Here is a 13119-nt window from a genome sequence, read left to right as displayed (position 1 = left end):
AGCGGTTAAAGTTCGGTAATCTTTTTGAAGTTGATATTTATGAATGGCGAGATAGTATACCGACTTTCCTTGTTGGGCTTTGAATGTCATTACCTGGCAATAATTCAAAAATGAATCCTACTGTCACCGCGCCTGAAGTTTTATTACGAAGCATTTCCCTTTCTAAATTCGTTGTTATTGATTTGCATAGATATGACAAGCCCACGATATATCAGCCTAGGTGAATGGACTCTGGATTTAGAGCTGGGTCTACTGCAAAGTCAAGACATAAAAAAACGGCTTGACTATATGCCATTACAGTTGTTAAAAGAATTAATTAAGCACCGAGGGGAAATCGTCAGCAAAAATCATCTTTTGTCGACCGTTTGGGCAAATAAAGTGGTTGGTGAAGAAGTCCTTACTGTTGCAGTTAGCCAGATAAGAAAAGCTCTCAAGGATAATGCTAAACAACCAGAGTACATAAAAACCATTAGTGGGCAAGGATATCGTTTGATATGCCCAGTAAAGGAAAAGGTATTACCTGGGGAAAGCCGGCGTGTGTTTGAGATCCTCACTATTAGAGGGAGGAATTTCATAGGTGCAATAGTTATATTAATTTCTTTTACGATAATATTAACTTTTGTAACTTCATTGGATTCCGCTCAAGGAGCTTTATCCGCGCAGCAAATTGATGACTTTCAGCGAGGTCGCTACCTTCTAACTCTTGATGATCGCACCAAATGGCTTCAGGCAAAATCTACGTTTGAACGAATAATAATAGAGGAGAACACCTTTGCCCCAGCCTATTTAGCGTTGATTGAAAGCAAGCTATTGCTCGGTGAATCGAACAATAAAGAATTGTTTGAAAGTCTGGATGGACTTTATGAGCTAGCGGATAAAGCACTTGCACTATCACCCGACAGTGTGAAAGCTCACTTACTTAAAGCTCGCCTTGCATTTCATATTGCATGGGATTTTGAGCTGGCTGAAAAACATTATAAAGAGGCTCTAGCAATTGCACCTAATTATGGATCTACACACTTCGCATATTCACAATTTCTACTAGCAAAAAGAGATTTTTCTGGTGCCTTGCGTCACGTCAGTCACTATATTGACACTAACCCGTCTGCATACTCCAAGCCAATGGTTGCTTGGATTTACAATATGTCTGGGCAGTATACTAAAGCTTATGAAGAACTTAAGAAAATTGAACAAATAGCTCCTGACTCCTTGGAATACCTCGTTTCTGCGCAATCCATTTTAGAAAATCAAGGGCTAGAATCTGAATCCTTTCAATTTTTAAAATCTATCCTTTCTGCAAATGGATATCATGAACAAGATATGGACTTAATCGACAGTGCTTTCGCGCAAGGAGGCCTCACATCTGTTTACCAGTGGTTGTTGGACGTAAAGGGAGAACCCCTGCAAATAGGGCAATACCAACCACCGATTGCGTTTGCACGCTTTGCCGCATCTGCGGGTAAACCCGAGCTGGCCCTCACTTATTTACAGCAAGCAGTTGATTCGAGGCAGTTCGAGATACTTTGGCTTAATGCTGATCCAAAATATCAAACACTTCGATCATTTCCAGCTTATAAAGATTTGATTCGTAAAATCGGGATACCCTAATCTTACCTTGACTTTTCATCCACTGCACCAGTCTCATTTCTAGTTCCCTCTTAGGGATACATGGCTTTTAGGTATCATCCAAATATATACCTTTCTGTCTCGTAGTTGCAGACACATTTGTTCTAACCAGTCGACGCCATAATTTTCAAAAAATGTATTTGGAATAGATTATTAAATTCTTGTGTCTTTATTGACTTATTGCTCTAAATATATAGGTAAGTAATCATAATTTAAACAGTAACCTACCCATGACAGACTAAGATTACTTGTTGGATATGGATAGACAGTTTTGGGTTACCTATGCGGTAAGCCTTTACTTTTTTCTGCTGACTTTTAGTGATTAAAAAATCATCTAAATGCAAACTATTTAGGTTAATTTATCTTATTTTGTGCGTTTTTTGATCTTTTTGTAATTATTAAGTTTAATTTCAGGGTTTTTTAGAAAATTATCCTTAAAGTTCATTTCATGTAATAAATCAGGAATTGGACTATGGGCCACCTAAAATTCATTGTACTTTTAACCTTGTTGTTATCGATTCACACTTCTGCGCAGGAAATCTGGCAATATGAATTACCCGGGGCGGTTGTTGGTGCTCCTCTATTATTAGAGGAACAGATAGTAGTAACTGGCGGTAACTTAATTCTGGGGCTAGATAAGTCTGGCAATATATTGTGGAAAAGAGATCTTGGCTCCAATTCTTCAGCTGTTGTTGCAACCGACGGTACTCGTCTATTCGTAAATGCGGAGAATGGTGTTCATGCTTTCAAATCTGATGGGACCCCACTTTGGTATTTTATGAGTCAGGATGGAGTTAATCTTGTTGAGGGTAATACGCATGGTTGGGGTAAGGGGCTATTTCCCGATGCATGGGATATATACAGATCATCACCTACGGTAAGGAATGGTATCGTTTACTTTGGTAATAAGTTAGGTACTTTTGCATTAGATGCTAAAACTGGCAACCAAATTTGGCATTTGGCAACTGGGGTTACTCATACCACCCCAGCGATCTACAAGGATATATTGGTAGTGGGCTCATGGAATAATCATCTTTATGGTGTAGATAATAAAAGTGGACAAGTACGCTGGAAGGTCAAAGCCAAGCTACCTGAGGGACGTTTAGCCGGATGGCAGGGTTGGGAAGGTTTTAACCTATCTCCAATTATTCATGATGGTGTTGCCTATGTTGGCTCTCGCGGCACTTATTTTTATGCCATTGATGTTGCTACCGGTGAAGAGAGATGGAGCTCAAAACACCCAACTTCCTGGGTTGGTTCACCAGCGATCGAAGATGAGGGAGAGATTTATTTCGGAATGTCCGATGGTTACACATTGGTTGGGTTGAATGCAAAAAATGGAAATCAACATATGCATTTCAAAACTGGGTTTTATAACTTTGCTAGACCTCAGGTTAACAGTGATTTTGTGTTTGTTGGCACAATGGCGGGGCAAATATTTGCTGTTAATAAGATAAATAATACTGGAAAGTTAATTTTTAAAACGCCAGATTGTAAAGTCAACTGTGCTGTAATGTTAAGACCCGAAGGCGGGATGAACTTCCACTTTTCGCCTATAAAAAATACTGCCGAGAACATGGCTAAAGATGTCTTGCGAATGTTCGATAAATTCGATTCGATACTTAGTATGACTTATAGTGACGGTATTTTATATTTGGGGAGCGCAAAAGGTCATATATATGCAGTCGATGTGAGCACATTAATAAATAGTTAGTGGTAAGCGGCCTTAAAATCACAGGTGTTTATTCATCGGGTGGAAATATTTTGCATCTTGAGCGGGGCGTCATGGAGTAATTCATAGAGCTAGTTATAGCCTTAAAAATTGAGATCACACCCCTACACGAATTGGTGTTTTTAAATCCACTTTATATGTGCAGGGGTGTGCTAACTTTAGAAAGTGCAAATGCAAAAATTATGAGCTCGCTGGAGTCTTGCGCTGCTTGCGAATAAAGTCGGATAATTTAAAAAGAATATTTTCTCGGGAAAACTTTGGTTTTAAACACCTGTTCTAGACCCTTATCATAACCAGGGTTCACCACAGTGCCCTGATTTTCATCCTCAAAAATGCGTTTGTGCAGGGTAAGATGTTCATAATTGCGAGATTTGAGACGCTCAAAAAGATTGATGAAGTCCTGCACACCGCAAACATCGGTTTCCTCGATGCAGGTTTCCTCTCCACCGATATACATATAAACGCTTTTGGGTAGATCCGTGCGGCGTTCGGCGTAGGCGAGTTCACTTTCCATTATTTGTTTATTGGCCCACCAGATACTGGGGCTACCGATGACATAACGATCGAAGTTGTCGGTGTGATTGAACAGGGTGTATAGAGCGAGTAGTCCGCCGAGGGAGTGGCCGATAAGTGTTTCATCATGCTCATTACCCATAAAGGAGTTGTTGATAAACGGCTTGAGTTCATTTTCCAGAAACTCGAGAAAATCATTGGCACCGCCTCCTAGAAAGGTGCCGCTTACTTCTCCGGGGACTGGGGTGAAGTCCGTTAGGCGTAGGGCAAAATTGTTGCTGTCGATTGGGTGGGAAATGCCCACCAGAATGACCGGCGGTAGTTTGGCCTTGCCACGATCATCGGGGATTTGCTCCTGAATCAGGTTGGGGGCCACCATAGGGAAGTGCATAAAGCCGTCGGTCATGTAGACCACAGGATAGCGTTTGTTGTCTTCGGGGTTGTAGGAAAGCGGCAGTAATACATCGATAACAAACCCGCGCCCGAGCAGGTCGGAATGGAAGTTGTAGGATAAAATTCCCTGGCGTGTGAATGTTGTAGGTTCAGCGGTGCCCGCCTGAGCCAGCTGTGTGGCCAGTATGATCATTCCAGTGAAAAATATTTTAATTATTTTCATTTTTATCTCTCATGAGCGCTTTCGGAGCACCCGCCGAAGATATAAGGCCCTAAGACGGTCAAGCCTAACAGATCGGGTTCGAAGCTATCTACCATAAGCTGTGCCAGCTTATGCAATGATAAGTATATAAGTTGGAGAATGTATGTTGAGGGGTAAGTTGGATGGGGGATGGCGCCAAAGATATTCTCTTGGCGCATCTATACCTTAGTAGGCTAAGTTCAGCTGTTGACCAATCAGAGTAGAGCTTGGGCCATGCGGAGAGAGCCCACTTCACCGGAGCGACCCGCTAGCTTTGGTGGGACTATAAAGGAGCGGATATTGTGCCGGGATACCTGGGGGAAATAACCACCCGCCAGGCTTAGAAACTTATGATAAATGCGCTCAAATAGGTGCGTTTGCTCCATCACACCGCCACCGAGGATGATTCGCTCTGGCGAGTAGCAGCTGGTCAGGTTTACGCACATGATGGCCAGGTATTCGGCCTGTAGATCCCATGCGGGATGCTTATTGTCCATGCTCTGGCCACGCAGTCCCCAGCGGTCTTTGATGGCGGGGCCACAGGCGAGGCCTTCGAGGCAATTGCCGTGAAAGGGGCAGTGGCCGGGGTAGGGGTCCCGTTGCCGGTCCTGTGGCATCAGCATATGGCCGATTTCTGGGTGCATGGCACCGTTTACCAGCTTGCCATCTACCATTACTCCGGCTCCGATACCGGTGCCGATGGTGACATAGACAAAATTCTTTACATCTGTAGCGGCGCCGCATAGATGTTCTCCCAATGCAGCACCATTGACATCGGTATCGAAGGCCACCGGGATTGAGAGGGCCTCTTTCAATTGGCCGGCCAAGTTGGTATTGGACCAACCACTTTTAGGCGTGGTAGTGATATATCCGTACTGTTTGGAATGTGGATTCAGATCTACCGGACCGAAGCTCGCAATACCCAATGCCGACATAGGACCATGGCGTTGGGCGCCGGCCTGAAAAAATTCAATGACCTGGCCCAGGGTTTTCTCTGGGGTGGTGGTAGGAAAGCTGGCCCTTTCCCGGATTTCATTGGGCCCTGCGGCGATTGCACAATTAAATTTTGTGCCGCCGGCTTCAAGGCCGCCAAGCAAGGTAGTGACTGCTTTGCCTTGCACTTCCATCCTCATCTGCTCCACTGGCTGGATATTCTATTCAAGAGAATTCCTGATCGATTTATTTTAACAGGTTGCTCCGTTTGGGGAGCGAATACAGCAAGTCTTTATCGAAGAAAAAATACCGGATGCCAACGGGGAGGTTGGACATCCGGTGTTTGCAAGAGGTCCTAATTGGACTGCAAACGACTTACTGGAGTAGGGAAGACAATGATTAAAAAGCGTAATTGAAGCTGACACTGGTGGAGCGACCGCTGATGGCTCTGCCGCGAACAATATCTCCCGCTTCTGCGTAAGACTCCTCAACCTCGGTCACAACGAATTCATTCGTGAGATTATTTATGTTAAAGGAGACGGTAAGGTCTTCAGTCACGTAATAAGAGCCGAATAAATTTACCAAGACATAACCATCTTGTTTCAGTTGGTTGGAATCGGAAACGTAGTATTCGGTAGAACCTTGCAAACTGGCACCAAAGGTTAGGCTGTCACCCCAATTATATTGTGGAGTGATGGTGTAAATAATATTTGCCTGGCGACGGGGAGTATTACCGACTACCGATGGGTTGTTGGCATCTTTACTGATTTCGGCATCGGTCCAGGTTAGGTTGCCGTTAAGTGAAAAATCGCCATAAATATAGGAGCCTTCCAGCTCTATGCCCTGGGCTTCATACTCGCGCACAAAGGTCAGGCCGCTAGTGATTTCCGCATTGGTTTCTTCGGTGACGGTATTGAAGTAGGTGGCAAAAATATCGAAATCGCCAGCAGTAAATTTGTAACCAATTTCCAGCTGGTCGACAGAGTCAAAGCCATCGGTAGTGTTACTGAGACTGCCATCGCTATTCAAGGCGCCGTTAATTTGCAACAGGCGGTCGGCTATTGCGCGGCCACCTTCACTGTAGCGGGCAAATATTGCCATGCTGTCGTTAATTGCATAATTGCCCCCCAGGGAGAAGGAGGTGTTATCTGCATCGTAGTCGACCAGCTGAGTATTACCGTTGGCCATGGTGATAACGCCACCTGTAAACCCGAAGGCATCCGATGCACTGGCATCCTCCACATCGCTGATAATGCCATCACCATTGATATCGTAATCGGTATCGCCACCACAGCAACTGGAAACCAGGGAACCTTTTGCATCGACCATATCGTGACGTGCGCTGATATCGAAGGTAAAGTCGCCGACATCGAAGGACACGTTCATATAGGGAGCGTAGGTTTCATATTCCAGATCCCAGGCCCAGGACAGGAAGCTTGCTGACCAGAGGCCGTCGTCTACCAATACATCCCCATTGGCATTCGCTGTGATAGTTAGGTTTTGTGAGTCACTGCCATCTACGGTTTGGATTAAGGCATTCCAACTATTCCAGCTGGTTTTAATATTTTGCTTGGAATAGTAAAAGCCTGCGGAAACTACAATATTGTCATTAATGAGCTTGTCGACTTTGAAATCGTTGACGATCAAGCCCAGGTCATGGATTTTTGTATCAAACAGCAGGTTCAAGTAGGCAAGTTCATCGACCTCTCCACCATTGGCGTAAGTCACTGTAGTGCCTGCGCTGCAGTCAATAGCGGAGCCATTCCCGCTGATGGCGTTAGCACAGATCTGGTCTGCCATGCTCTGTGCGGATTGTGGCCCGTAATCGCCAAAGGTATCAGTAAAGGGGGAAATAAAGCTGCCGCTTACATCGGAAATTCTAAACTTGTCAGTAACAGTCCAGCCGTTATCAAATTCAAATTGACTCTCAAATCCATAGGCTTCCACCAGGGATTCGATACCGTCGCTCAGGTCTCGATTTACAGGATTGCCATAGGCATCAAAAGTGGAGAGGTTGCGGTAGTTATCAGAGTGTAGTGTTTGGTTGCTGGCATCAAAATTGGCTACGGTAGCAAACTTGCCATTCCCCTTATAAGTTACCGGGCCGGGAAGGTAAGTGGTTACACGGTCGTCCAGGTGTTTGTAGTAAAGGCGCACATAGCCATTATCAAAATCTTTGGTGAGGTTTGCCTTGAATTGCCCGCCGGAATCGCCATCAAAGCCAGTTTCACGTACACCCTCTCCCTCACGTAAGAAGCCGCCCACATAAAAACGTAGCGTGTCGCTGAGATGGTGCCCATAACCGAAATTCAGGCGGGTTTCATCGTAGTCGGCCCCAAAGGAGAGGCCGATGTTCCCACCTTGCTCTTCTCCGGTTTTGCTGATCATATTGATCACACCACCTGGGGAGTTGCTGGCAAAGGTAGAGGCGGAGCCGCCGCGGACACTTTCAATGCGGGAGAGAGATGCGTCTGCACGGATAAAGTTATCGGTGTTGCCGAAATTGACATCGCCATATTCGAGCACTGGCAGTCCATCTTCGTGGATCTGCATATATTTTGAGCCGCCAGTGGCCAGTGGGATTCCCCTGACTGTGATATTGGCATTGCCACCACCACCGGATGACTCGGCGCGTATGCCAGGCAGGCTGCGGAAAACTTCAGCGGTTGAGCGCGGGGCGTAGTTGGATAGCTCTTCGGCATCCAGGGCGCTGACGGATATGCTGGACTCCATCTTCGTTACGGGACGTGCCGTTGCAGTAACGATTACTTCTTCAATTTCCGGCTGTTCCTGCGCCATTGCCGGAGTGGTTATGCTGGATGCCACTGCTACCGCCAGGGCGATTGAACCCGGTTTAAAGCCCCCGACCTGTTTACAATCGGTTTGAAAGTCCTCTGCCTTCACGACGCTCTCCTCAATCATCACTTATGGTTATTAGTTTTCTCTGACGGCCCTTTGGCTTGGGCTTTACTATCTGCTTGTTAGATTTGTCTACACGGCCATTTTTTATTTATTAAACCACTGTGATTTAATCTGAGCAACAATATTGTAAGTAAAAGAAGACTCTAGAAGAAATAAAAATAATTAAATCAATCAGTGAGAGTTAATTTTCACTGAAGGGGAGGTGAGTCAGGGGAGTCTATAAGTAAGCTTTACTTGTGGATGTCGACAGGATTGAAGGGGGCTGAATCTGAGTTTTATAGGGACAAATATCTAATAAAACGCGAAGCTATGGGAAATTCCCAATTCTGAAATTCCCATAGCGCAAAAGTTAGTCTTCAGGCTCTAATAGATATTTTAGGGGCGGCATCAATGTTCCCATGCCAATACTTCCTGAAGTACTGTGAACAACCTTAAGGCTGTTATGCCAGTTTTAACTGTCCGTCCTCAAGGAATTCGATCTTTTTGGGATTACATACCCCGCCGATGAAATTGCCCTGTGCATCGTCGCGATTAAAGGCGAGTAGGTACCAGTGTTGGTCTGGCCCCTGTATTACCCGGCCGGAATACAGGCTGCCCTGTTCGTCAGCGCCGAGGAAGCCATCGCCAATAACTTTGTAGGGGCCATTTAGGGAGTCGGAGACAAAGTATTTGGTGCCGGTAAGAGGTGTTCCACTCATAGAATCACGATGGGCTTGGCTGTGGAATTTGCTGGAGACCGAGCAGAAAAGATAGTAACGCCCATGGATTTTCTCAATTTGAGGAACTTCCATCTCACCATACCAGCCCGGCGCCAGTATAGGTTCGCCGACCTTCCAATGAATGAGGTCGGTGGAGCTGGCATAACCCACTGTGCCGCGCCCATCGGGACTGCCTTGATTACAGCGGGCGGTGACATACATATGATAAACAGGCTTACTGGGATCTTTAATAATCCAGGGGTCGCGCCAAGAGGCATCATGCCAGTAATCGAGATTCAGGCCGTCATAATACCTGGGGTCCAATTCTACCAGCGGATTTTCCGGGTGTTTTTGCCAGTTTAAAAGATCCTTGGAGGTGGCCAGGCAGACCCGCTGAATAAGCCCTTTTTCCGAACGTTTGGTGCCTGTATAAAACATATACCAGGTGTCGTCTTCCTTGTGTACACAGCCGGTCCAAGTGGTATAGGAATCTGCAGCCTCATTAACGTCACCCTCCTGATAAGGGGAGGGTTTTATAGCGTCCTGCACTGGGTTCCAATGAATCAGATCTATGGAAATAGCGTGGCCGATTGAAACATTCCAATGGCGCAACTCTGAATCACCAAGGGATTTATCTGCTTGTAGATAAAACATATGGTATTGATTGCCATCGACCGCGAACCAAAAATCCCAAACCCATTTGTCTTCTAAGTTGAACGCCATTCGCGGGCACCTCGCTATTATCATTATATAAAAACGAGCCAAGACGGTTTTAAAACCCCATTGGCTGATTACAAAATATCTGCCGTGTTGCCCGGCTAAACCGGGACTCGTTCAGGCACGCCGCCCTTCAGTAGCACCGTTTTGTCTGGTGCAAAATTGGAATAAAAGGGCAGGATGGCGCCACCAATTGCGATGGCATCAATGCCGATCCTACCGCTCATTATTTGAGGTTTGAAAACACCGGGTGGAGCAACTTGCTGCATTCGCCTGGAGATTGTTTCCACCAGTTCCTCTAGCAGGAAGCGCGGCAGATGCGCATCGATAATAACGGCCTCAAGGTCCAGCACACTGACTGCAGAGAGAATGGCATATACCAGTGCATCTGCGCAGTCATCCAACCATTCTTGTATCAGCGGGCGCGCTTCATCCATAACTGACAATAAATCGGAGGAGTCGTTGATATTGATTTTGTTAGTGCGCAGGTGTCGGCGCAGGCCAAATAGAGAGGCTCGATTGAGTAGGATCTCGAAAGCCCCTTCGGCTTTTGGGGTGCTGCTGAGCTTGGAGGCGGGGACTGGCATAGTGGCCAGGTTGCCGGAGTTACCATGAACGCCAGCCTCCAAACTGCTATTGAGCACCAGGCCACCGCCGATAAAAGTTCCGACAAAAATATAGAGAAAATCGGAAACTTCAGCTCCTTTGCCGAACTGCAGCTCGGCTACTGCTGCTGCCGAGCAGTCATTCTCGAAAAAGACAGGCAGATGAGTGACTTTGGAGACCTCTTCTGCGAAGTTTATTTCCCGCCATTTTTCTGCCAGTGCCTCGCTCATCTCCAGCTCTTTGGTCCAGGCACCGATAAACCAGGGCATAGCGATGCCAATACCGACAAGCTTGGACTGATCTTTCCTGGCTAGTTCAGCACTTAAGCTTTTGATGCCCGCTTCGATGTTTTTGAGTAGAAAATCGGGTTCGGGGCAATCAAATTCCTGGCATAACTTCTTAAGAATATTGCCGCCGAAATCTGTTAAGAGTAATTCAACATTGCGCCGCCCAACTTTAATGCCTATAGAGTAGGCGCCGGTAGGGTTGATGGTGTACATGATGGAGGGCTGACCTTTGCCGCCGAGCCTGCGCCCCTCCCGCATAACCATGCCGGTGCTTTCCAGCTCATCCACAATGCGTGTAACGGCCTGGGGGGTGAGGTTGGTGAGGCGGGCCAAGTCGGATTTCGAGGCGCTTCCTGATTTGCGCAAGGCCGTCAGTAGCACCCGTTCGTTGTAACGGCGCAAGCCACTAGAGTTACTTCCTTTGCCCATCCGAGCTCCCCTTTAGTAAAAACGTCAACCCGCAAGTCGATCATTAGCTGTGTTGTGACAAATAGATCATTTCGGATTTTAGAACCTTTACTAATCGTTATCAATGAAAGTGAAACGATATGAAATAAGCCTAACTAATTGATTTTCAAGTAATTTGTACGTTTTCATAGGTTTTCTTTACTTAATTAAACCACTGTGATTTAATTTTTTGCAAGTTTCAGCAAATCATTCTAAAAATACGCTGCTTGCGGTGAACGAGGGAGTTATGTCGGTCGATTTTGGTCTCCACCCCATCGATGCGATCATTTTGGTCGTATATTTCGTTTTCACCATCGGTTTGGGGCTTTATCTCAGTCGCCGACACGATACCGCAGAGGATTATTTCCTCGCTGGACGTAAAATGGTTTGGCCCTTGATAGGCCTTTCCCTATTTGCTTCCAATATATCAAGTACCACCCTGATTGGTTTGGCAGGTGATGCCTACAGCACGGGCATTGCGGTCTTCAACTATGAATGGATGGCAGCGGTCATCCTGGTTTTTTTCGCCATTTTTTATCTACCCACAATTCTTCGCTCCCGCATCTATACCATGCCTGAGATGTTGGAGCGGCGTTTTAATCGCACGGCCAGAACTTACTTTTCCGGTTTGACCATTTTTCTGAATATCGTGGTGGATACTGCCGGCAGTCTCTATGCCGGTGGGTTGGTAATGAAGCTGATTTTTCCAGAGATGCCGATGTCGGTGACGATTTCGATACTGGCAGTAATTGCCGGTATATATACGATTGCCGGCGGCTTGGCCGCAGTAATCTACACCGATACTATCCAGGCGCTGTTGTTGATTGTCGGTTCAATTTTAATCAGTATTTTTGCTTTGGATCGCGCCGGTGGCTGGGAGAATGTAGTTTCCCAGGTGTCCACCCATCAACTGAGCCTGATACGCCCAATTGGGGATGCCAGTGTACCTTGGCTGGGGTTGGTCACTGGAGTGGCCCTACTGGGTTTCTACTTCTGGTGCACTAATCAATTTATGGTGCAGCGGGTGTTGAGTGCCAAGGATATTAATCATGGACGCTGGGGGGCGCTGTTTGCCGGTCTTCTGAAACTGCCAGTCCTTTTTATTATGGTCTTGCCCGGTACCATGGCTATTGTTTTGTTCCCAGAATTGGAGCGAGCTGACATGGTGTATCCCACCTTGTTATTCGAGCTGTTACCTGTGGGTATTCTGGGGTTGGTATTGGCTGGCTTTGTTGCAGCGCTTATGTCCCAGATTGACTCTACGCTTAACTCCGCATCCACTCTGGTAACCATGGATTTTGTGCGGGAGCGTTTCCCTACATTGAATCAACACCAACTGATGCGAGTGGGGCAGTTGGTTACCTTTATCTTTATGGTCTTGGCTGTGCTGTGGGCACCGCAGATAGAAAATTTTGGTTCTTTATTTCAGTACCTACAAAAAGTACTTTCTTATGCTGTACCCCCAGTTTTGGCTCTCTTCCTGATCGGGTTCTTCTGGTCAGGCGCAACTTCCAAGGGTGCTATTACAACCTTGGCTTTGGGTACTTCTGGCGGTGCGGGCCTCTTTTTGGCTAATGAGGTACTGGACTGGACCGATCTTCACTTTCTCTATATTGCGCCAATTCTCTTTGTTTTTTGTGCTTTGGTTTTAGTGGTTTCCAGCTTGATTTCATCGGAAAGGATCAGCGAAGAAGCAAAAGAATTTGTTTGGTCTCGCAAAGACTTTGATGCGGAGACTGAAACATTGCGCAAAGAACCACTATGGCGTAACTACCGCGTGCTTTCAGTGTTGCTTTTGATTGCTACAGCTTTGGTAGTGGGAAGCTTCTGGTGATTGTTGAGTTTTTCGGAGGCTACAAGCCATGCCATTAAAAAATATGTATAGGTCATGACAGAATCTCACACAGGATGGAGTTCTATTAGGCAATCATAGGAGGTGAACAAAGGATAAATAAATTTTTAGGTAGAGGTATTGAGGTAACAAAGAATGAAAAATTAATAATG

General features: G+C 46.0%; 8 protein-coding genes. 3 read left to right on the top strand and 5 right to left on the bottom strand.

Features of this window, described 5'->3' with window-relative positions; genetic code table 11:
- Window positions 1-192: 192 nt before the first annotated feature.
- Together LC073_RS14050 and LC073_RS14045 are read left to right on the top strand one after the other, a co-directional pair.
- The gene (locus LC073_RS14050; protein ID WP_226647880.1) at window positions 193-1608 is read left to right on the top strand and encodes a winged helix-turn-helix domain-containing protein; all 1416 of its coding nucleotides are present in this window, start codon (window positions 193-195) and stop codon (window positions 1606-1608) included.
- A 490-nt stretch (window positions 1609-2098) separates the two neighbouring features.
- On the top strand, window positions 2099-3340 hold the full coding sequence (locus LC073_RS14045) for a PQQ-binding-like beta-propeller repeat protein (protein ID WP_226647879.1): 1242 nt from the start codon (window positions 2099-2101) through the stop codon (window positions 3338-3340).
- 247 nt (window positions 3341-3587) lie between these two features.
- On the opposite strand, the gene LC073_RS14040 is transcribed toward LC073_RS14045, so the two are convergent.
- The 5 genes from LC073_RS14040 to LC073_RS14020 form a co-directional block, all read right to left on the bottom strand.
- Complete coding sequence (locus LC073_RS14040) at window positions 3588-4487, bottom strand: alpha/beta hydrolase (protein ID WP_226647878.1); 900 nt, start codon at window positions 4485-4487, stop codon at window positions 3588-3590.
- 233 nt (window positions 4488-4720) lie between these two features.
- A complete protein-coding gene (locus LC073_RS14035; RefSeq protein ID WP_226647877.1) occupies window positions 4721-5632 on the bottom strand; it encodes an ROK family protein in 912 nt (303 codons plus the stop codon).
- Between the two features lie 205 nt (window positions 5633-5837).
- Window positions 5838-8342: a TonB-dependent siderophore receptor gene (locus LC073_RS14030; protein WP_226647876.1), complete on the bottom strand. Its 2505-nt coding sequence runs from the start codon at window positions 8340-8342 to the stop codon at window positions 5838-5840.
- Between the two features lie 458 nt (window positions 8343-8800).
- Complete coding sequence (locus LC073_RS14025) at window positions 8801-9781, bottom strand: hypothetical protein (protein ID WP_226647875.1); 981 nt, start codon at window positions 9779-9781, stop codon at window positions 8801-8803.
- 95 nt (window positions 9782-9876) lie between these two features.
- The gene (locus LC073_RS14020) at window positions 9877-11097 is read right to left on the bottom strand and encodes an ROK family transcriptional regulator (RefSeq protein ID WP_226647874.1); all 1221 of its coding nucleotides are present in this window, start codon (window positions 11095-11097) and stop codon (window positions 9877-9879) included.
- 265 nt (window positions 11098-11362) lie between these two features.
- On the opposite strand from LC073_RS14020, the gene LC073_RS14015 reads away from it, so the two are divergent.
- On the top strand, window positions 11363-12949 hold the full coding sequence (locus LC073_RS14015; protein ID WP_226647873.1) for a sodium:solute symporter: 1587 nt from the start codon (window positions 11363-11365) through the stop codon (window positions 12947-12949).
- Window positions 12950-13119: the final 170 nt, after the last annotated feature.

The organism is Microbulbifer variabilis, from assembly GCF_020524905.1.
Lineage (GTDB): Bacteria > Pseudomonadota > Gammaproteobacteria > Pseudomonadales > Cellvibrionaceae > Microbulbifer > Microbulbifer variabilis_A.
This window is presented reverse-complemented; position numbering and strand designations above follow the sequence as displayed.